18 protein-coding genes and 1 tRNA gene are annotated in these 21,818 nt (G+C 63.3%); 9 read left to right on the forward strand and 10 right to left on the reverse strand.

The annotated features are described in order from the left end of the window. Nucleotides 1–41: 41 nt before the first annotated feature. Entirely contained in the window at nucleotides 42–1,211 is a 1,170-nt protein-coding gene (locus F0311_RS04685) for a hypothetical protein (protein WP_150460792.1), read from the forward strand. 234 nt (nucleotides 1,212–1,445) lie between these two features. Continuing rightward, on the forward strand, nucleotides 1,446–2,111 hold the full coding sequence (locus tag F0311_RS04690; protein WP_223881136.1) for a histidine phosphatase family protein: 666 nt from the start codon (nucleotides 1,446–1,448) through the stop codon (nucleotides 2,109–2,111). A 157-nt stretch (nucleotides 2,112–2,268) separates the two neighbouring features. Here the strand turns inward: F0311_RS04690 and F0311_RS04695 are convergent, their stop codons facing one another. Next, nucleotides 2,269–3,546 (reverse strand): ATP-binding protein, encoded by a 1,278-nt coding sequence (locus F0311_RS04695; protein WP_150460793.1) that lies wholly within the window; start codon nucleotides 3,544–3,546, stop codon nucleotides 2,269–2,271. A gap of 333 nt (nucleotides 3,547–3,879) precedes the next feature. On the opposite strand from F0311_RS04695, the gene F0311_RS04700 reads away from it, so the two are divergent. Further along, nucleotides 3,880–4,131 carry a hypothetical protein gene (locus F0311_RS04700; protein ID WP_150460794.1) on the forward strand — a complete coding sequence of 84 codons (252 nt, stop codon included), beginning with the start codon at nucleotides 3,880–3,882 and terminating at the stop codon, nucleotides 4,129–4,131. Between the two features lie 44 nt (nucleotides 4,132–4,175). Beyond that, nucleotides 4,176–4,451 (forward strand): type II toxin-antitoxin system PemK/MazF family toxin, encoded by a 276-nt coding sequence (locus F0311_RS18970; protein ID WP_150460795.1) that lies wholly within the window; start codon nucleotides 4,176–4,178, stop codon nucleotides 4,449–4,451. Between the two features lie 267 nt (nucleotides 4,452–4,718). On the opposite strand, the gene F0311_RS04710 is transcribed toward F0311_RS18970, so the two are convergent. Beyond that, on the reverse strand, nucleotides 4,719–5,282 hold the full coding sequence (locus tag F0311_RS04710; protein ID WP_150460796.1) for an HAD domain-containing protein: 564 nt from the start codon (nucleotides 5,280–5,282) through the stop codon (nucleotides 4,719–4,721). Between the two features lie 421 nt (nucleotides 5,283–5,703). After that, nucleotides 5,704–5,777, reverse strand: a tRNA-Met gene (locus F0311_RS04715). 371 nt (nucleotides 5,778–6,148) lie between these two features. Here F0311_RS04715 and F0311_RS04720 point away from each other — a divergent pair. Both F0311_RS04720 and F0311_RS04725 read left to right on the forward strand, forming a co-directional pair. Further along, nucleotides 6,149–7,141, forward strand: a complete 993-nt coding sequence (locus tag F0311_RS04720) for a PASTA domain-containing protein (RefSeq protein ID WP_191089737.1) — start codon at nucleotides 6,149–6,151, stop codon at nucleotides 7,139–7,141. 4 nt (nucleotides 7,142–7,145) lie between these two features. After that, nucleotides 7,146–9,947 carry a VWA domain-containing protein gene (locus F0311_RS04725; protein ID WP_191089738.1) on the forward strand — a complete coding sequence of 934 codons (2,802 nt, stop codon included), beginning with the start codon at nucleotides 7,146–7,148 and terminating at the stop codon, nucleotides 9,945–9,947. A gap of 73 nt (nucleotides 9,948–10,020) precedes the next feature. Here the strand turns inward: F0311_RS04725 and F0311_RS04730 are convergent, their stop codons facing one another. The 4 genes from F0311_RS04730 to F0311_RS04745 form a co-directional block, all read right to left on the reverse strand. After that, on the reverse strand, nucleotides 10,021–13,191 hold the full coding sequence (locus F0311_RS04730) for a UPF0182 family membrane protein (RefSeq protein ID WP_150460799.1): 3,171 nt from the start codon (nucleotides 13,189–13,191) through the stop codon (nucleotides 10,021–10,023). Between the two features lie 56 nt (nucleotides 13,192–13,247). Continuing rightward, nucleotides 13,248–14,309: a YlbL family protein gene (locus F0311_RS04735; protein WP_223881137.1), complete on the reverse strand. Its 1,062-nt coding sequence runs from the start codon at nucleotides 14,307–14,309 to the stop codon at nucleotides 13,248–13,250. Next, complete coding sequence (locus F0311_RS04740; RefSeq protein WP_150460800.1) at nucleotides 14,306–15,862, reverse strand: zinc-dependent metalloprotease; 1,557 nt, start codon at nucleotides 15,860–15,862, stop codon at nucleotides 14,306–14,308. Before F0311_RS04740 ends, F0311_RS04735 begins: the two co-directional genes overlap by 4 nt. Nucleotides 15,863–15,940: 78 nt before the next feature. Beyond that, complete coding sequence (locus F0311_RS04745; protein WP_150460801.1) at nucleotides 15,941–16,651, reverse strand: hypothetical protein; 711 nt, start codon at nucleotides 16,649–16,651, stop codon at nucleotides 15,941–15,943. A gap of 168 nt (nucleotides 16,652–16,819) precedes the next feature. Between F0311_RS04745 and F0311_RS04750 the strand changes: the two genes are divergently transcribed. Together F0311_RS04750 and F0311_RS04755 are read left to right on the forward strand one after the other, a co-directional pair. Beyond that, nucleotides 16,820–17,383, forward strand: a complete 564-nt coding sequence (locus F0311_RS04750; protein ID WP_223881138.1) for a M48 metallopeptidase family protein — start codon at nucleotides 16,820–16,822, stop codon at nucleotides 17,381–17,383. 93 nt (nucleotides 17,384–17,476) lie between these two features. Next, nucleotides 17,477–18,067, forward strand: a complete 591-nt coding sequence (locus F0311_RS04755) for a recombinase family protein (RefSeq protein ID WP_223881139.1) — start codon at nucleotides 17,477–17,479, stop codon at nucleotides 18,065–18,067. A gap of 33 nt (nucleotides 18,068–18,100) precedes the next feature. Here F0311_RS04755 and F0311_RS04760 read toward each other — a convergent pair whose 3' ends face one another. After that, the gene (locus F0311_RS04760; RefSeq protein WP_150460802.1) at nucleotides 18,101–18,949 is read right to left on the reverse strand and encodes a TrmH family RNA methyltransferase; all 849 of its coding nucleotides are present in this window, start codon (nucleotides 18,947–18,949) and stop codon (nucleotides 18,101–18,103) included. Nucleotides 18,950–19,029: 80 nt separating this feature from the next. Between F0311_RS04760 and F0311_RS04765 the strand changes: the two genes are divergently transcribed. After that, complete coding sequence (locus tag F0311_RS04765) at nucleotides 19,030–19,455, forward strand: CGNR zinc finger domain-containing protein (RefSeq protein WP_150460803.1); 426 nt, start codon at nucleotides 19,030–19,032, stop codon at nucleotides 19,453–19,455. A gap of 27 nt (nucleotides 19,456–19,482) precedes the next feature. Here F0311_RS04765 and F0311_RS04770 read toward each other — a convergent pair whose 3' ends face one another. Both F0311_RS04770 and F0311_RS04775 read right to left on the reverse strand, forming a co-directional pair. Further along, nucleotides 19,483–20,343: a MerR family transcriptional regulator gene (locus F0311_RS04770; RefSeq protein WP_223881140.1), complete on the reverse strand. Its 861-nt coding sequence runs from the start codon at nucleotides 20,341–20,343 to the stop codon at nucleotides 19,483–19,485. A 423-nt stretch (nucleotides 20,344–20,766) separates the two neighbouring features. Then, nucleotides 20,767–21,810: an alpha/beta fold hydrolase gene (locus F0311_RS04775; RefSeq protein ID WP_191089739.1), complete on the reverse strand. Its 1,044-nt coding sequence runs from the start codon at nucleotides 21,808–21,810 to the stop codon at nucleotides 20,767–20,769. Between the last annotated feature and the right edge of the window lie 8 nt (nucleotides 21,811–21,818).

Below are 21,818 nucleotides of genomic sequence, written 5' to 3' on the forward strand. Positions count from 1 at the left end.
GCATCTGAACGGGTGGAAGACCGAATGACCAGGGGGACTGCATGAACAGCCAGGCTCAGCCGCAGGGCGCCTACGACGCCTCCGGTCAGTGGCAGCCCGGGTTCCATGACGCACGAGGTACCTGGTACGGCGGCTTCTACGATGAGCACGGCCAGTGGCAGCCCGGGTTCTACGGGCCCGGCAACCAATGGTACGGCGGCTTCTACGATGAGCACGGCACCTGGCACGCCGGCTACCGCACCGCTGGGGGTTCCTGGGAACCTCAGCATGCTCCCAGCCCCGCCGTCCCTCCTGCTGAGGTCCCCCAGGCCGCTGGAGCAGCCCAGCCCAGCAGCGAACAGCCGACCCAGGCTGTTGTGTCCCAGCTGAGCCAGGATCCCGTGGCCTATGCCTATCCTGCGGCCGAGCAGCAGGCCGAGGATGAGGGCGAGCCCAAGGGCAGGGGCGGGCTCTTCGCCCTGGTGGCCTTCCTGCTGGTGCTGCTCGGCGGCGGGGTCGCAGCCGGGTGGTGGTTCTTCCTCCGGGAGGATGCGGAGGAACCGGAACCGGCAGCCACAGAAGAGGCCACTGATGATCCCACGGAGGAAGCGACTGAAGAACCTGCTGATGAGGGCACGGAACCGCCCGGGGACGAAGGCACTGATGATGACCCTGACGAGGTAGAACCCGATGAGACCGATGACCCTGCGGAGGAGCCGGTCCCTGACGAGGAGGAGCCCAGCTACGAACGGAATCCAGCTGATATGCAGGTCGCCGCTTCCCAGACCTTCCAGATTCCTGATGCCCCGATCGGTTCGGACGCCGCACCGGTGACCTACACGATGAACCGGGCCAAGCTCACCCAGAACCACCAGGATGAGTGGGACCTGTGGGGCCTGGACCCGCAGGGAGCTGCTCCGGCGGGACACATCTGGCTGGTGGTGGATATGAGCATCAGCATGCCGCAGAACCAGAGCGTCTCCTTCGACGGGGGCGCCTGGACGCTGACCGCCACTGACCAGAACGGGGTCAGCGATCAGCACACCTACGACTCCCAGGCCAGCGGGATCGGTGAGTGGCCGGCGGGCGGCTACGGCGCCATCATCGCCGTTCCGGAGGACGCCGAGGAGATTGAGCTGGACGCCGAGCTGGAGATCTTCTACGGCGGCTCTGGGACCACTACCGTGACCAGCACCGAGCCGGTCATTCTGGAGTTCCCCCTGGCGGACTGACCCCAGCTGGTGGTCCGCGCCCATGGTGACGGTCAGTCTGCTGCTTGCTCTGCTCCGCCGGGTAAGGAGCTGAACGCCTGTAGATGTGCGTTGCACATCAGCTCCCGGCTGCGGTTCTGCCGCTGCAATCAGAACCCGGTCACATCCAGCAGCCGGATAACATGTTAACCGGGCTCGCTGCATACGCAGGCTTAGGCAGCCAATATGTTTGTTGTCCAGTGAGAACCGTGTGATGTGATTGAATCCATGCGAGATATTTACGTGGTGACGCATCCGGAGGCGACACATCATGTCGAGGACCGCGTGGGCGGGTGGTTCGATTCGTCGCTCACCGAGCGGGGCCACGCCCACGCAAAACTGATCGCGGACCACCTCGTGACAGATCTCGCTCCAGCCGCCGCGCTGTTCACTTCCGATCTGACCCGCTGTGTACAGACAGCTGAGCACATTGCCGAGGTCATCGGCACCACTCCGGTGCTTTTATCTGAACTACGTGAGAAGTCCTATGGTGAGGGCGAGGGGCGGCCCGATGCGTGGTTCCGTGATCGTTTCGTTCCCCCGCCAGCCGTCGGCGATCGAATGAACCATATCGAAGGGATCCCCGGAAGCGAAACCAAGGCACAGTGGGCCGAGCGCGTTTACGAGGGCATGACCTCTATCCTGCGAAGCCCCGCCGAGCAGATCGTCGTCGTCACCCACGGCGGAACGGCCACTCTCGTGATCGCGCACTGGATCGGTATGCCTCTTGCGTCACTCTCCCGCGTGCGGTTCGTAACTCCCTCTGGCAGCATCACACATCTCAAACGAGACGCCTATTTCAACAACCATTCGGTCGAAACCCTTGGCAGCACCACGCACCTGGAAGTACCCCGTGGGACCGTAAAAGCAATAGCATCTTGATCGGTCGTTACGATCGCCGCTGCTGACGGTGATCGGTCACTCTCAACTCCATTGACGCGCTACTACGCCGAAGCGGGAACGCCATGTGGTCGTAAAGGGCCCGCGTCCCGATCGGTTCGGTTCGTGGTTTCAAGATACTGTCCCGACGATTGCGGCATCAGGGTTCGAGGGCGCCGAGCGGGCTGACCACCGTGCCGTCGTCTGTGGTAAGGATCGGGCCGGTGCCCGTGACGACAAGACAGAATGCCGGCTCACCGAGGGTCTCGGTGTCGATCTGATCGATGACCCTCCGCAGCGACTCGATCCCTGCTTGCATCTGCGACCCTCCGAGCTTAACCTCCACAGCTCCCCAACGCCCATCGGGGAGGGTGATGATCACGTCGATCTCCTTGCCGTTCGAGTCTCTGTAATGACGCACCTCGCCACTCAGCGCTGAGGCGAGCACCGTCAGATCGTGGACGACTGCGCTCTCGAAGAGCACACCAAGAGTTTCCAGATCGGCGTGCAGCTGTTTCGGGCCTGCTCCAAGCGCTGCCGCAGCGAGCGCCGCATCCACCAGGTGAAACTTCGGCGATGTGCGCAGGCGAGCGCGGGATCGCAGTCTCGGGGTCCATGGCCGTTGCGGCTCGATAACGAAGAGCCGCTGCAGGAGTTCTACGTAAGCACTAACCGTCTCGACGTTGATCGCCGGGGCGACCGCCCGCACGTCGGCGGCGAGAGTCCTGTATGTCACGTCAGAAGCCACGGATCGTGCCAGTCCCTTGATGAGCTGCGTAATCACGTCTGGCTCGTGCCGCACGTCTGCGAGTCGCCGGATATCGGTCCGTGCAACCTCGTCGATGTAAGACCTCAGACGTTCCGCCGACTGGTCGGGCCCGAGCGAGATCATCGCCGGGAAGCCGGGCCGGAGCACGTTCTCAATGACCTCGTCGAGTTCCATGCCCGCCGTCATCTTCGCGACCGGCCGCTCACCGTCGAACAGCCCGGCGAGACTCACTCCGCCGGCGGGATGTTCGAGTTTCTCATACCAGGCCATGGTCCGCTGTCGGAGCCTGAGGAGCCTCCCTGCACCTGTGTGACGGGTGATGTCATCTGCAGGTGTTGCCGAGCCGGTGAGAATGAAACGTCCGGACTCAGTGCTTGCATCGACAGCTCGCCTCACCATATTCCAGAGTTCGGGCGCGACCTGCCATTCGTCGAGAAGCCGTGGAGCCTCTCCCTCGAGAACCGAACGTGGAGCGACCTCCAAGGCACGCTGGATATCAGCATCGTCGATGAACGCATAAGAACCCGCGACATGCAGAGCAGTCATTGTCTTGCCGCTCGCCCTCGCACCCTCGATCACCACCGCCCCCGCTGCGGCAAGTGCATGATCCAGGGTTGCGTCGATAACCCTTGGCCGGTACGCCTGACCTAATACCACAACCGTGTCCATGAGGCCATTCTAGTGCTAAGCCGATGGTTGCAGGACTGCCATGCCGATATGTGCAGCATCTCTATGCCGAGGGAAGCAGGACGCTCCCGAAACCGCCTGACCCGTCCACACACCCCGCGCACTTGCTTCGACCGATGGGAGTGGCAAACGTCCGAGACGGTGTCCACCACCCTAACACCAGCCACTACACCAAAGAACGTACCCCGCTGCGCCGGTAGTAGGTACCTCTCGTAGCGGTACCAAGCTCGACATATGCATCTTGACTCACCGGCAGACTGCGCCCCTTCGTTCGCACCCTATGTAGGTATCTATCCTGACGGATACCCTCGAAGTATGAGCCTGACAAGTATCAAAGTCCCTCAAGAGCTGCGTGACCGCGTGAGCCGACTGGCCCACCAGCGACGCATGTCTCAGCATGCCAACCTGAATCAGCTTCTGAAAGAGGCTGAGGAAAAAGAGTCCTGGCGGCGTATGGCGACAACAAGCGCCCATGAGTACCGTGATGCGTTTGAAGAGGATGGGAACCAGCTCGATGAGGACTACGACGCCGAAGAAAGCACACTTCTCGGCGAGGAGGCTGAATGAGTGACCTTGACCGTGGTGATGTCATTTGGTGAGAGATACGTCCCATGAAAGGGCACGAACAGGCAGGACACCGGCCTCATCTGGTGCTGACAGACCGGCGTTTCCATGACTTGCGCAGAATGGCCATCACAGTGCCACTGACCACCGCGCAGCGGGACTGGCCGACCCGAGTGCCGATCGGTCCGAGCTCACAGGCGATCTGCGAGCAGCCGCGCAGCGTCTCATTGGAGCTGGTGACCAAAGTGGAGCGCACCGGATACCGCAGGCTTGATCCGAGACGTTCTCGCGCTCAACGCCGATCAACGCGCGGTCGTCGCTGAGTTCGACGCCGCCGTGCGTTGGTATGAGGCGCAGGAACCGCACACACGCGCACGATCACAGGTGAGTGTGTTGCTGTAACCTCTTCATAGCTTGGCGGCGTCGGAGACCAGCATGTCCTCGATCTCATCCTCGGACCAGGAAAGCGTCTCATCCTGGTCTGGAGCAACCCAGGTCTTGTCCTTCAAGGGCTCCCCAGGTGCTGAGAAACTTCTTGCCCGGCTTCTCCTCAACCGCCTGTGGGGAGGCGACGAAGGACAGGCGGTGGGTCACGACAGTTCGCCCTCGCCCAGCCCCCGAAGCCATGTCTCGACCACGTCGAGGTCGCTGCCCTGCATACCCGTCAGCGAGTCGACGCGCTGCAGGAGCGCTCTCCCCGAGTGGTTCGCGCTCACCCAGGCACGGTCGACAGCTGTCAGTTCATCGTCGATCCAGACGAACGGGCGCCCGGCAGCGATCCGGCACAGGTGTCTCGTCTTCCAACTCAACTCGGCAGCGTCGTCGTCGGCCCAAACCGGATCCTCAAGCCCCGGGAGCTCGCCCATCTCCGCTACCGGTAGGGCGGGCAGACCCAGGAGCGGGGCGATCACCGTATTCGCGTCGTGCATCCACGCCGTCGCCCACACGACGTCACAGCCCAACGCCAGGAGGCGCGGCCCATGCGAGCGATCGATCGCGGCGAGCTGCGAGTTGCCAGGGTGCTGCCACGTGGCGTACCAGGCCTCGAGAGTCTCCGGGAGCGACACCCCACCCGTGGGCAACACGGTGCCGTCGACGTCAAGGAACAGCAATGGACGATGCTCGGTGCTGAGATTCTCGAGCGTACCGGTCATACCGGTAGCCTAATCTGGATGATCGTAGCCCCTCACTCATCCCAGCATGCACCCGGTCGCGTTCAGCAGCCGAACAAGGTGTGGCCCGCCCACGCTGCATAGGCAGGCTTGGACAGGTTCTGCACAGCCATCTCGTAAGCAACTGAAATCTCAGCGCCATCACCTGACATCACAGAGACGTGAGCCTAGCCCGGTGGTGGGATGGGTCGTTGCCAGAGGATGACCTCAAAGAGATCTCTCACTTGGCGCCGACCCTGACGTTGAAATCCCATGCGCCCGTAGTACTTGGTCAGGCCGGGATTCGCTGCGCAGTTCTGGGTTATAACCCTATAACCCCTATAACCCCCCGTTCTTGGTTACTTCGGGGCAAAGCGAAAGGGCCGCTGATCCAGGAAAATTCCTAGTCAGCGACCCTTCATTGTTGCGCGGCCAGGATTTGAACCTGGGACCTCCGGGTTATGAGCCCGGCGAGCTACCGAACTGCTCCACCGCGCGCTGGGTTTCCCGTTTCCGGGACTTATCTATCTTACACGCGAGTGAACGCGGAACAAAATCGCGCGACGACGAGCTGACTATCGAGCCTGTGGCGCTCACTGACGTTCTTCCGGCTGAAGCTGGTGTCTTACTCCATGGGCCGCTGCCGAAACCCCCAATATCCATGGTTCTGCACCGGTTTGATTGTTTCCGATTTTCCGAGCCTCACCTCGGAATTCCGGAATGGTGCCCGGAACACCGCTTGGGCGCTGGAACGGCCGAGGCGGCGTCGTAAGCTGTCTGGTACTCATTGGGCGTCAGGCCCAGGGCACTCGCGCCACAACCGTACAGAGGGGGAACCTGTGAGGGGGAAGAAACGACCTGAGCACGCCATGCCCAGAGGGACCCGGAGCAGCAGCCCCCTGCTCATCGGTGCCGCTGCTCTGGCAGCAGTCTCCCTGCTGCTGGTGGCTTTCGCCTCCGGGTGGTTCCTGGCTGCGCACAGCGGGGTGGGGGCATCGGAGCGGCCAGCGCCGGAGGTGGTGGAAGTGCCGGTGCTCAATCCTGTCGAAGGCACGCATACTGCCACGATGCCGGACCTGCGCGGGCTCGATGAGGAGTCAGCACTCCAGGTCATCTCCGATTCCGGGCTTGACGTCAACGCCGTCACCACCGAACAGAGGCCCTCCGCCGGCGCCGTCGGGGTAGTGCTGGAACAGACTCCCGTCTTCGGTATGGAGTCTCCCGGAGGAATTCATCTCACCGTCTCCGATGAGGCGGCCGTTCCTGACCTGGTGGGGATAGACGCATCCGAGGCGAGAAACGAGCTTGATCTCCTCGGTGCAGCGGCAGAGATCACCGAGCGGTATGAGCCGGACGCCGCCGAGGGCATCGTACTGGAGACGGACCCGGAACCGGGCAGTGAACTGCCTGAGACCGTCACCATGGTCGTCTCCGCCGCCCCTGCCACCCATCCCCTGGCAGAGGTGGACCAGGAAGAACACGGATGCACGGTCAGAGGCAGCCATGTGCTCAGCGGGGTGGAGCACGAGCACACTGTGGCATGCTCAGTCCGCCACCACTCCCCCACTGAGGCCAGCTGGCTGCTGCGCGGGGCCGCAGACACACTGACCGCAACGTTGGGAATTCCCGACTCTGAAAGTATGGATGCCGAAGCCACAGTCACTGTGCTGGCCGACGGCTCCGAGATCTACTCAGAGAACATTACCTGGGGGCAGCCGGTCGACCTGGAGCTCGATACAGCCGGGGCGCTTCGACTGGACCTGATCTTGGAGGTTCCCGAAGAGGCTGACTCCACAGTAGTGGCCTTCGGGGATGCCCAGCTGGTGGGGGATGCCCAGATGTTCCTCCAGTTCCAGGAGTGAACCCATGACCCCCATCCGCCGCCTTCTCAGCCTGATTGCTGTCCTGCTATTGTCTGCCCTCGCTGTCACCGGAGCCTCCTACTCGGGGCAGGGAGTGTCCGCGCCGTCTGTTCAGGGACATCCGGCAGACCTCGCTTTCCCACCGCCTGCGCCGGCGGAGCAGGTACAGGTTCCAGATAGATCTGCTGTGACCATGGTGATCGATCTTTCCGGGTCTATGAGGGGCGACCGGCTGCAGAGCGCCAAAGATGCGGTGATCGGAGTCCTCACCGACTATGACGGCCGTGCAGCCATCGGAGTATGGGGCTACCCTCTCCTCGGAGGATGCTCCCAGGGGGACTGGGTGGTCACCCCACCGCGCAATGGAGAGCCTTTGCGGTCCTCGCTGGCATCGGATGTCGCCGCCGTCCAGTCACTGACCGCCTCGGGCAGCACTCCCAGCGGTGACGCGCTGCGCTCGGCCATCGAAGGAATGGAGGGCCTCGGCTACACCAGCGGCACCGTAGTGCTGGTCTCCGACGGTTTGTCCAACTGTCACTCTCCCCCGTGCCCGGTTGCCGATGAGTTCGCCAACTCAGACTTCAACATCACCGTGCACACTGTGGGCTACCACCAGAGCGACGCCGGACGCGAAGAGCTGCAATGCACCGCTCAGACCACCGGGGGACGTTACCTGGATGCGGAGAGCTCCGAGGAGCTTCGCGACGCATTGGCCGAGCTTGCTCAGGCGGAGGCTGAAATCACCCTGGACTACCAGGAACATGTGCCTTCTGGCGGAGCTACCACCATCACCGCCACCGTCCGAAACCCCAACACCTTCCCCCTGGAGGATGTGCGCCTCAACCTGGCGTTCCGGGATGCCGGGGAGAATTCACTGTTCCCGCCCGTTCTGCCGCCCACTGTGTCGAAGGGGAACATTCCGCCCGGTGAGTCGGTCACCGCTTCATGGAGTGTCAGCACCGGCCAGATCCATCAGCAGTACGACGCCGCCCTCCGGGTCACTGCCTACGGCCCAGAGATGTTCAGCTTCGCTGAGGGCCAGTTCATCGCTATGCCGAATCCCGCCGAGGACGGAGTGCGTCCCGGTACCGTCTCGGAGATTCTTGCCAGTGCCAGCCCTTCCCGGCCCATCGTGGTGGTAGGCGATTCCTTCTCCTCGGGCGAGGGCTCCGGCCAGTACGGACACCACGACGCAGGTTCTGATACCTATCCTCTCGGTCAGCCCTCGGACGCCTGCCACCGCAGTCCCCGCACCTATCTGCTTCCTGACTACCGAACAGACCTGGCGGAGGGCCGATTGGTGAGCACCGTTGAGCGGATCATCACCGGTGGTGACGAAGCTCAGCTGGAGGTCGAGCAGGACAGGATGGAGTTGGAACGCCGATACCGGCTGATGGCCTGCTCCGGTGCACAGACGCGGCATATCCACCACTTGCCCCAAAACGAGGACCCGGAGAGCTCGCGGCCCCGCCCGATCGCCGGGAGCACCCAGCTCGCCCAGCTGAGCAGCGCCAGCGGAACCCCGTCTGCAGTGTTCATGACGATGGGCGGCAACGATGTCGGCTTCGACGACCTGGTCAAGTGTGTACTCACCGCTCCGCTTGAGCTCACCGGCACCGAACTGCCCTGCCATCTGCTGCTCGATCAGGTCCCCGAATCCCTGGCAGGTATCCGTGGGAGCCTGGCGGCGTCCTACCGCGAGGTATGGTGGACGGTCAATAACGAGCAGTCCCTGACGGCCCGTGATGGCGAGCACGCCCCCGTGGTGGTGCTCCCCTACCCCCAACTACTGCATAACAGCCCCATGATCTGCAGGTTCGACCCTGACAGTATGCTCGGCGGCTCGACCATCGCTCATCCCGACCGTATCCGCTACGGGAACCAGCTGGTCTATGCGCTCAACGCGGAGGTGCGAGCCGCTGTGGAGATGGTCAGGCAGGAGGGGCTGGAGGTCTACTATGCAGCGCCTGTTCAGGAGGCGTTCCTGCCGGACAACACCCTCTGCTCAGGCAGCGATACCTATGTGCGGCCGATCAATGTGCCCGCTGCAGTCGGTGACCAGATAGCAGGCTGGACGGGGCTGGACCGGGTTGGTGAAGCGAGCCAGGACATCCTGCGGTACTTCCGCCCTGAGGCCGACGCGCTGCGAATCACCCAGGAGGCACAGGAGTTCATCCATCCCAACTACCAGGGGTATCAGAGGATCACCCAGGTGCTGGAGGCCTGGATGGTCAGCGAACCGCGTATTGATGCCGACCCCACAGGAATCGAGAGCGCCTATTCGCAGAACGAGCAACTGCTCAACCAGATCCGGCTCCGTCCCCTTTTCGACCGATCCTTCATCAACCTCGACGACGCGGCAATCGCGGCATGGGAGATCGGTGAAACCGTAGTCGAAGGCACTTCAGCGCAGCTGCGACGCAACGCAGAACTGACCATCCAGAGGTGGCAGGGGCTTCCAGGCACCCGGGTCTGGGTTGGCCTGAGATCTGAACCGGTCACCCTGGGCACCATGATGACCGATGAGGATGGGGTTGCCAGCGGTACGTTCTGGATCCCGGAGTGGGTTGAGCCGGGAGACCATACCCTCTACGTCACAGGACTGGATCCGGACGGGGAGTTCCAGCAGCTGGCGATTCCGATCCGGGTCACCGACCCGGTGCCGGATTCGGTGCTCTACGCCATGCTCGGGGCAGCAGCAGCTGTGGTCCTAGCGATGGCGATGCTGCTGATCTCTGCGGTGCGTGCCCTGCGCCGGCGCAGGGCGAAGAAACGTGTTGTCACCCATCGCTCAGCCGCCGGCTGACAGGGACGGCAACTGAAACGGCGGTGGCTTGCGGGATCATACCCCGCAGGCCACCGCCGTTGACCGTACCGGCTCAGTCGTTCAGGGAGTTCTCAAGCTCGAAGAGCTCATCGAGGGTCTCCTCGAACTCCAGCTCCAGCTGGCGGTAGCGAGCCAGGTCACCTTCAGCGAAGGCTTCGTTGCGCTCAGCCCAGAGCTGGGCCGCCTCGGAACGGAGCTGATCGAGACGCTCCTGATCGTCCTCGGCGACGGGGGCGTCGTCGTCATCTTCATCCTCATCGTCCGTGGGGGCGGTAGCCTCCTCGGTCTCGGTGGGTGTCGGTGACGGTTCGGTCTCCTCGTCGTCCTCGGTGACGCCTTCCACGCCTTCGAGGTCATCCTCGACAGCCTCAGCATCCACACCGGCGCCCTCGACGGCCTCAACACCGGCATCGCCCTCGAAGACCATGTCCAGGGCCTCCTGCAGGGTGTCACCGTAGCCGACGTCCTCACCGAAGCCGACCAGCACCATGCGCAGCGCCGGATAGGCCGAACCAGTGGTGGCCTGCACATAGATGGGCTGCACATTGAGAATGCCGCCGCCTGCCGGCAGGGTGATCATATTGCCGCGGTGCACCTCGGAGCCGCCCAGATCGTCCAGCACGTTGAGCTGCTGGGCGATGGTCTGGTGCGAGTCGAAGTTCGCCTGGGTCTGGCCCGGGCCGGGGATGGAGGTCTGCCGCGGCAGCTCCAGCAGCCGCAGCCGGCCGTAGTCCTCATGCCGGTCCCCGTCCTGGCCGGTGCCGGCGTCACCCGAGGCGGCCAGGAAGCCGTAGAGCACATTGCGCTGCTGGCCGTCGGCCTCGGTAGCCGGGATGAAGGTGGAGGTCAGCGAGAAGCTGGGCTCTTCCTGCTCCGGCATCTGCAGGGTCATGTAGTACGGGGGCTGCGGACTGCCGCCCTCGATGGTGGGATCCTCAGGCACCGACCAGGCATCGTTGCCCTCGTAGAAGGTGCTGGCCTCATCCACGTGGTACTCAGTGAGCAGAGACCGCTGGATGCGGAAGAGATCCTCGGGGTAGCGCACGTGCTCCAGCAGCTCAGCACTCATCTCCTCCATCGGCTGGATGGACTCTGGGAAGACCTGCTGCCAGGCCTGCAGGATCGGATCCTGGTCATCCCAGGCGTAGAGCTCCACGGAGCCGTCATAGGCATCCACGGTGGCCTTGACCGAGTTGCGCATGTAGTTGACCTGCCCGGTCAGCTGCTGCGGGGCACCCTGGGTGAGCGCATCCACTGTGGCGGACTCCAGCTGCTCCTCTGCGGAGTAGGGGAAGTCGTTGGAGGCGGTGTAGCCTTCTACGATCCACTTGATCCGCCCGTCCACAATGGCCGGGTAGATGTTCTGGTCCACCTCCAGGTAGGGGGCCACCTTCTCCACACGTTCCCGCGGATGGCGGTCGTAGAGGATCTGGGATTCCTCGTTGATGTCACCGGAAAGGAAAATCTCCGGTGACTGGAAGTTCAGCGCGTAGATCAGCCGGTTGAACATGTTGCCCACCGATGGCCCGCCGTCACCGGTGAAGGTGTATTGGGTGTCATCCTGGGTTTCCTCGGCGTTCTCTTCCAGCTCGCCCTCCTCATCCTCGGTGAGCTCCACCGCGGGCCGGTCCAGCTCACGCGGCGGGGCACCCTCAGGGGCACCCACAATGGAGTACTGGGGGGTGGATTCGCCGAAGTAGATGCGCGGCTGGTACTCCTCATCGGAGGCCAGGTCACCCGTGGTGGGGATGCCCTGCAGAGTGAAGTCGGGGCGGCCCTCCGGGGTGACCGTGTTGGCATTGGCCGCCACCAGGCCGTAGCCGTGGGTGTAGATCAGGTGCTGGTTGACCCAGGAGCCTTCCGGAGCATTGACCTCGCGGGCGGCGATCACCGTATCGTAGCGCTGGCCGTCGATCTCATAGCGGTCAAAACTCAGCGTGTCAGGGAAGGTGTAGTAGGGCCGGAACTGCTGGAACTGCCGGTAGGCGGCGGACACCAGGTTGGGGTCCAGCAGGCGGATATTCTCAACATTGGTAGCGTCATTGGAGAGCGCACCCTCCTCGGCCTGCATCGTGGCGGAGTAGCTGATCTTCTCCAGATCATCCAGCCCGTAGGCGAACCGGGTCAGCTCCATATTCCGCTGAATGTACTCATCCTCCAGGGACTGCTCGGTGGGCCGCACCTGGTATTCCTGGACTAAGAAAGGCACTACTCCGGTGCCGATGATCGCGGTGACGATCAGCATGGCGGTGCCGATGATCGCAAACCTCCAGCGAGCGGTGATCGCGGTGATCACCAGCACGATGGCCACCAGCACTGCGGCAATGGCCAGAATGGTCTGGGCAGGAATCACCGCGTTGACATCGGTGTAGAGGGCACCGGCCCAGTTGCCGCTCTGGTCCTGCAGAGTGGCGTAGCGGCCCAGGAACCAGCTGGCTCCCTGAAGCAGGATAAACGCGGCTACGGCCACAGCCACATGCCAGCGGGCGGCCTTCTCCACCACGAACTTGCCGCTGGACTCAATCCGGATAGACCCGAACAGGTAGTGGCAGAGGATGCCTGCGATCCCTGCCACCAGCACCGCGGAGATCAGGAAGCCGTTGACAAAGTTCAAAAATGGCAGAGTAAACACGTAGAAGGCGAAGTCCAGGCCGAACTCGGGGTCCTCCTGCCCGAAAGGCTCCTGGTTGAGGAACAGCAGCACCTGCTGCCAGTTGGCCTGGGCTGCCGTGCCGGCGAACAGACCCATCAGCACCGGCAGGCCGAACATCAGCAGCCGACGCATAGAGGTCAAGGTGGACTGGTAGCGGCTCACCGACTCGGCCAGCTGTCCCTCGATGTTCTTGGGCCGGGTGCGGAAGGCGAAGAACAGGCTCAGCCACACCAGCAGGCCCATCACCAGGAAGGCCACCGCAAAGATGGCGCCGCGGGCTAACCACTCAGTCCAGAACACCTCGGAGTACCCCAGCTGGGAGTACCACATGATCTCCGCGTAGAACCCGGAGAATGCCACAAAGGCGCCCAGCAGTGCAGCAATGACGATGATGGTGATGATCAGCGCGGAGGGACGACGCCGTCCCCCCTGGCTGCTGCGGCCATCACCGCCTCTGCTGCCCCCGGAACCACCGGAGTCGGCGTCGTCGTTATTGCTGTTGCCCGGCCCGGAGCCGAAAATCCCTCCGGAGAAGGGGTTCGAATTGCCGAATCCCTGAGAGAAACTCAAAGTCTGTCCTCGTCTCTACACGTTCTGATACTCATCAATGGTGGTGCGGTGAAAAGTCACCGACCGCAGGGCTCAAGCCCTGCCAAAAAGTCCTCATCATTGTCCCTGACCGCCTCGACGATCTCCACCGCCTGGTCCACATCCTCGACGCCGTAGACCTCGATTCCGCCAGGAAGCCTGCCTACCAGCTCATCACAGTTCGGCCGTGGTGCCAAGAAATGCTCAGCACCCTCATCACGGGCACCAACAGTTTTCTGCGCCACTCCGCCGATCGGCCCCACGGTACCGTCGGGGTCCACAGTGCCGGTGCCGGCCCAGTTGACCCCACCGGTGAGCGGGTTCTCAGTCATCGTATCGATCAGCCCCAGAGCGAACATCAGTCCCGCTGAGGGGCCGCCCACGTCCTCCAGCCGAATATCGGCCTCCACGGGGAAGTCGAACTCCGTGGCCAGCAAGATGCCCACGTAGTACTCCCCGTCGGCCTCCTGGTAGGTAGGGACCTCGATCTCGACAGGTTCGCCGTCGCGGACCACCGTCAATTCTATCGGTTCACCGGCGGCCTCGTTGACAGCCTGGCGCAGCCCCTCCAGTCCGGTGACCTCCTCACCTTCGGCGGCGAGCATCTGATCCCCGGGAATGAGGATCTCGTCGGTGCCGGCATCCACGGCCTCCTGAGTGAACTCCATGACCGAGAGCTCCACCAAGTAGTCCACACCCAGATGGTCCAGGGCAGCAGCCAGTGCCAGCTCCTGGGATGAAGCCATGGCTGCCTGGTTGCGCTGCTGAACCTCCTCACGTGTAGTGCCGGAAGGGTAGACCAGCTCATGCGGGGTCAGGTCCACGCTCGGTGAGATCCAGCCGCCCAGGGCATCGAAGACCCGTACCGTGGAGGTGGGCGCGCCGTTGACGTAGACCGTGGTCAGCGAGAGGCTGCCTTCGGTCTGGTAGGTCTCGGTGCCGTGCACGGTGATCACCGGCCAGTCCTGAATCTCCCCGGTGGTGTCGAACACCGGTCCGGGAGACTCGGTGAGATATGCGCTGGGCAGGCTGAAAGCCGCCAGCCCCATCACCAGAGCCCCGATGCCCGAGGTGATCTGGACGTTTCTGCGCAGACTCACGCCGGCTTCCCGCCGGTACTGTCTCCGCCGGAGCCGGGGCCGTCATAGTCGCCGTCGAGCAGCTTCTTCAGCTCATCGTCGATCTTGGCGGCCTCCTCCTGCCGCTGAGCACGGCGGCTGTGGAATCCTGCCGGATCGTCCAGGTCGGCCTCATCGGGCTGCACATCCGGGTGGGCCCAGACCTCGTCGCGGCCTTCTACGCCGTCAGACTCGCGCAGATGAGCCCACAGAGCGGCGGCATCGCGCAGCCGGCGGGGGCGCAGCTCCAGGCCGACTAATGCGGCAAAGGCTGCCTCTGCCGGACCTCCGGTGGCCCGGCGGCGGGCAAAAGTTTCACGCAGCCGGCTGATCGAGGGCAGATGGGCGCCTGCCTGAGCCACCACGTCGTCGACCCAGCCCTCCACCAGGGCCAAGGTAGTCTCAATGCGGCGCAGTGCCGCCTCCTGCATGGGAGTGCGGTCAGTCTGGAAGAGGCCTTCGCCGAAGAGATCCTCCATCTCCTGGGGATTGGAAGGGTCGATCTGGCTGGCCGCCTCCTCCACCCGCTCCATGTTGATGTGGATACCGGCGGCGTACTGGGCCACTGCGTTGAACAGGTCGTCCTCCAGCCAGGGGGCGCGCAGGAACAGTCGGATGCGGGCGGCCTCCCGCAGGGCCAGGTAGAGCAGGATCTCCTCGTTCTCTACCTGAAGCCCCTTGCCGAAGGCCTTGATATTGGCCGGCACCAGAGTCATAGCCGTCCCGGCCAGGGGCAGACCGATGTCCGAACCAGAGTGCACCTCACCGGCCAACTTACCGATCGCCTGGCCGATCTGAGCTCCGAATGCTACCGAGCCCATCCGTTCCATCATCGAGGCCACCTGGGCCCCAGCGTCTGGAGGCAACATGCCTTTGAGCTCCTCGGGCAGGTGGGCACCGCCGCCCTCCTCCAGCTGCTGGCGCACCACCTGGGCCATGGCCCGACCCACTGATTCAGCCACCGGGGTGGTCAGTCGCTGCCAGGACTCGAAGGTTCTCTCGATCCACTGCTTGCGGCTGAGACCCTGACCGATAGTGCCGACCGCCTCAAAGGAGGTGGCTTCGTTGAGCCACATCTCTGCCAATCGGAGGGCGTCGTCTACCTGCTTGGCCTCTGCTGGGGTGACCGCGGCGTCGTCCTCCCCCACTGCGCTGACTGCGGCGTTCTTGGTCAGCTCCCAGTTGACGGTCTCATCCCCCTGGTTCTGCATGGCGGAGAACATGGCCTGCACCTGGCCCATGATCTGCTGCATCATGGCCGGGTCGCCGAAGCCGGGGGGCATCTGGGAGGGATCAAACCCGGGCGGGAAGCCCGGGAAGCCACCTGCGCCGAACGGGCCCTGGCCGGCGTCGTCGTTATCGTCCTGACCACCCTGGTTCTGCGGATTGCCGGTGAAGCCCATGGAGGGGCCGCGGTTGGGACGGCTCTGCTCATCGGAGGCGGAATCATCTCCGAAGGCCTCGCCGAAGAGCTTGCGCAGAAATTCCTCCTCGTGGGACTCACTGCGCTCGTTGTCATCGGGCTGATCAGTCATGCCTGGCTCCTGCAAGAGGGGAAAAATCCGTGAATGCCAGGGTAGCCCCAGTTCCTGGGTGTGACCGCCTGCGTTCGCTCACAGCCCCACCGGGACAGCTGTGGTGAAACAGGCGCAGTCCTGGGCTGGCTGCACCGGCTGCGGGGTGATGAGCCCAGTCTCGGCCTGGCACACCAAGGCTGACTCCTGTACGGCGCAGTGCGGGTGTCCGTCGATGAGTACGGCTGCCTGCAGGGCGGCAGCTGCGGCGGCACCCAGGACCACCTGGGGATCAGGATCGGGTGCCGAAGGGTTAGCCCGCTCAGCACCCGGCTGATTCTGGGCTGCCGCGCTGAGCAGCCCCTGCTGCACCAGGCACTCAGGACACAGCGGAGAACCGGGCATCAGCAGTGGTCCGGCCCACCAGCCCTGCGCTGAGGCGAGGACCGGCAGCACTGCGGAGGATTCCCGCCAGGCTCGCCGGAGTGCTTCGGCCTGGAGTTCTTCGATGCCAGTGACCAGGTGCAGATCTGCTCCGGCCAGTGCGGAGTCTTCGAAAGCTTCGATGACTGCGGTCTCTGCCGCCTGGCTGCTGAGCCGTTCGGTGACAGCCTCGGCCCGGGGCCTGCCCAGGTCGATGGTCCGGAATTCGGGATCAACTGGGAGCACCGGTCGGGAGTCGCGCAGGATGAGGGTCCCGATGCTCAGCTGAGCCAGCAGTTCGGCCAGCTGGATACCGAGCCCATCTAATCCCTCCACCGCTACAGTGGCGACTCTGCGCCGGGCGATCCGCAGTGATTGGCTAATCATAGTAAACTCCTTGCAATTTGATTGTGTTTGACTCCTTTTATTATTGCTTACGACGGCGCCTGGTCCTCTGGGTTTTCCACAGGAACGGCACTCTTGCCTCTTTTCCACCCACTGCTTTCGACCGCCGGTGCTGCAGGCCTCCTCCAGGCTGGGACTAAGCTGAGGCGCGTGGGTCAGACTATTGAGCAAGTGGTTCCTGTGGACGGCGAGGATGTGATCGTGATCCGTTCGGCCAGGCGCAAACGCACAGTCAGCGCGGAGATGGCCAACGGGACCCTGCGGCTGCGCGCGCCACTGCGGCTGAGCCTGCTGGAGGTCGAGAAGCACGCCCGGGCGTTCCGCAAACGGCTGACCGCCAGGCAGTCTTCGACCGGGATCTCCGACGCCGCCCTGCTTGAGCGCGCACAGGGGCTGGCTGCTCAGTACTTCGGCGGTGCAGTTCAACCGACCTCAGTGACCTGGTCGGCGCGGCAGCTGAGACGTTGGGGATCCACCAGTTCAGCATCCGGAAGCATCAGGCTGTCCGCCCGGCTGCAGAAGATGCCCGACTACGTGGTGGATGCGGTGCTGGTGCATGAGCTGGCGCATCTCATTGAGCCCGGTCACGGCCCGCGGTTCCAGGAGCTTGTGGCCCGGTATCCGCGCGCTACTGAGGCCGACGCCTTTCTGGCCGGGGTTTCCTGGTCGGATCAGCAGGGCAGTGATGGTCCCGGCGGCGGGGCGGACCTCTGACCACGGGGTCCTGCGCGGATGCGGAGCATCCGGGTAGCCGAGGTTCTGTGAACGCACCTACTTCTCACACGAGTAGGAAGGTGGGCCGACTGAGTGGGTCAGAACGAGCAGGAACAGGCAGCGGAGCCGTCGCAGCGGGCGGTGGTGTACGTCCGGATCAGCGATGATCCGGAGGGTGGCGAGTGTGGGGTGGATCGGCAGGAGGCTGACTGTCGCGCTTACGCAGCCGCTCACGGTTGGGAGATCACGGCGGTGTTCCGGGAGAATGACACGTCGGCGTTCAAGCAGCGCACGATCACGTTGCCGTCGGGTGAGCGGGTGCGGCGGGTGATCCGCCCGCAGTTCCGCGCCATGCTCACACACCTGGCCGACGGTCAGGCGCAGGTGATGATCGCCTACGACCTGGATCGGGCGGTACGCGACCCGCGCGATCTTGAGGACTTGATCGACGCGAAAGTGCTGGCCGGGTTCACCGTCCGTTCGGTGACCGGCTCGCTGCGGTTAGACACGGACTCGGATGTGGCGATGGCCTCACAGATGCAGGTGCAGGCGGTGTGGCCTGCGGTTGTGGACGAGGACACTTGGCAGCAAGTGATGGATGTGCTCGATGCGCGGAAGCAGGCGCGGAAGGGGCTGATGCAGGAACGGGTCAAGTTGTCACCCACCCCTGCATCAGCCCCCTGAGCTGAGCAGTCGCAGAATGCTGTTGAGCCGCCGTTATGTGCGAAGCCGGATTGAACGGTTACGTTCGTAGAGGGCGATACCTGCCGAGACCGAAACATTCAGTGATTCAATCTCAGGCGACATGGGGATTGCGTATCTGTGGTTTGCTATCGTGCCGAGTTCTTGGGATACACCGTGTCGTTCGCTGCCCAAAACTATCGCCATCCGTTCCGCGACACCGCACGCGGATTCGAGGCGCTCCGTTGCATGTGCCGTCAGTGTTCCCACGTTGATCCGTTCGGTGAGTACATATTCAGCGAACTCGTCGAGGGTTGCGAGAACGATCGGAAGAGCGAACACAAGGCCTCTGCTTGCTCGGATCAGCCGTCGATCAAACACATTCCGCAATCCGCTTTCCAGGAGAACCAGTCCAGCGGTTCCGAAGCCCACCGATGTCCTGGTGATCGCACCAATATTGCCGACCAAACGCACGCCATCGAGCACGACGATGTCGCCTTGAGTTCCCGAAAGATCGCCAAGTTTCGCGGAGCTAGGCGCCTTCGCTAAGGCGAAAATGCGTGCCCGCTTCTCACCACCGAACAGGCCATCAACAACGTTGCGGGAAAGCGTGTGAGTTGGAAGAATTCCGTATTCGGATATTGTGTCGCTGATTGAGGGAAGCTGAAGCCCCTCGGTCATGTACAGACTGTCCAGCCGGACGTTGCTTCGTACCGCTTGCTCGATGTTCTCAAGGTCATCGATAAGGATCATCTTTGGCCTTGGCGAACGGTTGCGCAGGACATCGCCGATCCGGCGAGCAATGGGATGATGTGGGTCATCGATGACCGCATGCTCTTCACCGGGACCGTTGCTGCGGTCGTGGAGCGAGGTTGTCTCGTGCATGCGCTCCACGCTTCGGCATGACGCGACGTGAGAGTCAACTGCTAGACCCTCACGCGAGGGAAGCCCCTAGCGTCGCTGACATGGATGACTCGCCCGAGAACCGTCCGCCGACCAATCAAGCGGCCCGCAAGCTGCGCGTGCCTGTGGCGCTTGTGGCACGGCTGGCTGGGATCGTCGGGCAGGCGATGGAGCATCGACCTGAAACGCTCGCGCCCTATCTCAACGCGGCCGAGCAGTCGGGGCAGGCGTACGCGTCCCAATCGCTGTGGTGCGAAATCGCTCACGAGGAGCAAGGCGTCGCGGAGGTATGGAGCCGAATCCGACGCGGTGACGTAAGCGATCCGATAGCAGCGCGGCATGCATTCATGCTGCTGCTCGCGTTGGATGGGTGGTCAAGAGTTAAGGTGTGTGATCATCCACGGTGTCGTCGTGCTTTTGCGGATGCGACGAACGCGGTCAGCAGACGAAGATGCGCCAGGCACACTCGCCAGCAATCGCGTGCGTAATTTGGCTCATCGTTCCTGGACATGGCGTCACTCCCATGTGGCCTGTGTCGGGTCAACACCGTGAGCTGCGGCGTTGGCGAAAATCACGTCTCGCAGCCACACGCTCATACCCGGCTCCCACCGGTCGATGTTCGCGGCGAATCGTTCGTCCTCGACATACATGCGTCCCAAGACAGAGTGCATCGAGTGCGAACAGGCGAACAACTGATCGATCGAGCCTCGGTGAGCTTCGGCAAGCCGGTTTGCCTCGACAGTTCCCGGGGCAACGCCAGCCCGCTTCGCTTCGACCAATTCACGCTGGACGGCTTCGCCCTGGTCGTGAACCCTAGCCCGCTCCGCTGCCGAGAGATGCGCCACGTTCTGCTCGAACTGACTCCATTCGTGCGAGTCTCCCCACCGCTCGTAGGCCTCCTCCGCCCATTCCGGCCGCCAGTCCTGCCCGAAGATCTCCGCCTGCTCTCGCATCGAGAGCCGTGTACCCGTCTCGCGGGCAGCTAGGAGTCGATCAATACCGACTGCCATTTCGGAGAGCCGACCGATTCGGTCGCCAATGATCTGTCTCTGTTGACGGAGTTGCTGATCCTCGTCAACAGTCGGGTCATCCAAGATTTCCTGAATGCTCGCGAGACTGAATCCGAGTTCTCGATAGACGAGCACACGATGAATCCGACTGATGTCATCGGCATCGTAAGTCCGGTAGCCGGAATTCGACCGAGTCTTAGGAACTACCAGGTCGATGTCATCCCAGTGGTGGAGCGTCCTCACACTCACGCCGACCAACGCGGCGGCGTCGCCGACAGACAGCGCTTCAATGTCATCGGAGGGGACGGAGACTGCGCTCGAACGAGTCATCCACGGCATCATCGACTCAGGTGCGTTCATGCTCATCGGGCAGACCTCCTCACCTCTCCATTCTGCCGTCTCGCTCTCGACTCTTGCCAACCCAGCCAAGACTCCACGGCGCAGGCGCAGCGGCCGGTTCACGCACAACGACCTCACAACCGCCATAACGCACTCCTGCGGTCCCATCGCCGACCAGCAGGACATCTCACCGCAACACGTCCGCCGCAAACCCACCCCGCGAACCGCTGACATGCCACGCCGCTCAGTCTCCGCTGTTCAGCACCCATCCACAGTGATACCCCCAAGAGAACTGCCCCGTACCCCCGAGTCGCTATCTGCATGGGCGGCACAGGCAGCACACCAATCCGGGTCGCGACGGACCTGCACGCACTCTGTGATGCCCGTCTACACTCGCGTAGTCTGCGTCCGTTCTTTCATTTCTTGCACGAACACCTGATGTGGCGTCGTTCACGGCCTGCGGGCACGTGTTGCGAGGTCGGTGAGCAGCCTGCTGTACTCTCTGGGTTTCTCGAAATGGAATCCGTGCCCGGTATGGACGCGTTCGAGGGTGCTGTTGGTGATCAGGTCGTTCGCGCGAGTAGCATCGTCATTGGTCATCGCGCCTTCGAGAATGCCTGCGCCCGTAAGACGCCAGTTGGCGTGGACAACTGTCGCCGGTTGGGTAATGCGGGCGAGCGCGTCGGCCTGGTCGAAGCCTTCCAGCCAGGTGCGTTCGTAGAAGGCGTCGGCGAATGCGGGATCGAAAGCGTGCATGTGCGCGTACGACTCGTTCGTCACAGGCGGCAGAAACCACAGCCTTAGTGGTTCGTCTGGGCGGGTGGTGCGTCGTTTCCGGGCGTAGCGGACGATGCCGTCTCGTCCTCGGCCAAAGTAGCCGAGCCACGCGTTGTGAGCGATGTACCAGCCCGCGAAGTCCGTCTCCACGTCCTGCAACAGGAAATCGTGGGCGGGCACGGCGAGGTCGATGTAGTTGAACTGAGTGGCGTAGCGTTCACCCTCGGTTGAGAAGAACGGCGTGTCCTCAAAGAGCACGGCCGAGACGAGGTGGGGTTCCTCGGCGGCGACCCAGGCCGCGACCAGCCCGCCGGAGGAGTGTCCGCTCAAGATGACCGGACCTTCGGCGACGGATTCGATGAAGAGAGCGATGTCCGCGCCGACCTGATGAACGGTGTAACAGCCGGGCGTGCGGTCGGAGTCGCCGTGTCCGGCGATGTCGACCGCATAGACGTGGAAGTGCTCCGCCAGCGCGGGCAGCACACGGTCGTAGCTCTGCCTCGCTGACCCCTGAGCGTGCAGCAGCAACAACGAGGGGCCGGAGTCCGGCCCCTCGGAGTAGGCGAAAGTCGTGCCGGTTCGCAGAGTGATCCGCTTATCCCGGAAACCCGCACGGTTGGCTCTGGCCGCATCCCGTCGTGCATACGTCAGGTTGTTCCCCGCGTATCCGGCCGCGGCGGCTCCTCCGACGGCGGCAGTCGTTCCGGCGATGCCCAAGATCGTCC

The sequence above is a fragment of the Nesterenkonia ebinurensis genome, assembly GCF_008711175.1.
GTDB lineage: Bacteria > Actinomycetota > Actinomycetes > Actinomycetales > Micrococcaceae > Nesterenkonia > Nesterenkonia ebinurensis.

What these genes read in the sequence shown, in the direction of transcription:
- F0311_RS04710 (WP_150460796.1), bottom strand. Translation starts at nt 5,282, where the DNA reads ATGACCGGTACGCTCGAGAATCTCAGCACCGAGCATCGTCCATTGCTG.
- F0311_RS04740 (WP_150460800.1), bottom strand. Translation starts at nt 15,862, where the DNA reads ATGACTGATCAGCCCGATGACAACGAGCGCAGTGAGTCCCACGAGGAG.
- F0311_RS04760 (WP_150460802.1), bottom strand. Translation starts at nt 18,949, where the DNA reads ATGCACGAGACAACCTCGCTCCACGACCGCAGCAACGGTCCCGGTGAA.
- F0311_RS04695 (WP_150460793.1), bottom strand. Translation starts at nt 3,546, where the DNA reads ATGGACACGGTTGTGGTATTAGGTCAGGCGTACCGGCCAAGGGTTATC.
- F0311_RS04725 (WP_191089738.1), top strand. Translation starts at nt 7,146, where the DNA reads ATGACCCCCATCCGCCGCCTTCTCAGCCTGATTGCTGTCCTGCTATTG.
- F0311_RS04745 (WP_150460801.1), bottom strand. Translation starts at nt 16,651, where the DNA reads ATGATTAGCCAATCACTGCGGATCGCCCGGCGCAGAGTCGCCACTGTA.
- F0311_RS04765 (WP_150460803.1), top strand. Translation starts at nt 19,030, where the DNA reads ATGGATGACTCGCCCGAGAACCGTCCGCCGACCAATCAAGCGGCCCGC.
- F0311_RS18970 (WP_150460795.1), top strand. Translation starts at nt 4,176, where the DNA reads ATGAAAGGGCACGAACAGGCAGGACACCGGCCTCATCTGGTGCTGACA.
- F0311_RS04685 (WP_150460792.1), top strand. Translation starts at nt 42, where the DNA reads ATGAACAGCCAGGCTCAGCCGCAGGGCGCCTACGACGCCTCCGGTCAG.
- F0311_RS04700 (WP_150460794.1), top strand. Translation starts at nt 3,880, where the DNA reads ATGAGCCTGACAAGTATCAAAGTCCCTCAAGAGCTGCGTGACCGCGTG.
- F0311_RS04770 (WP_223881140.1), bottom strand. Translation starts at nt 20,343, where the DNA reads ATGAGCATGAACGCACCTGAGTCGATGATGCCGTGGATGACTCGTTCG.
- F0311_RS04720 (WP_191089737.1), top strand. Translation starts at nt 6,149, where the DNA reads ATGCCCAGAGGGACCCGGAGCAGCAGCCCCCTGCTCATCGGTGCCGCT.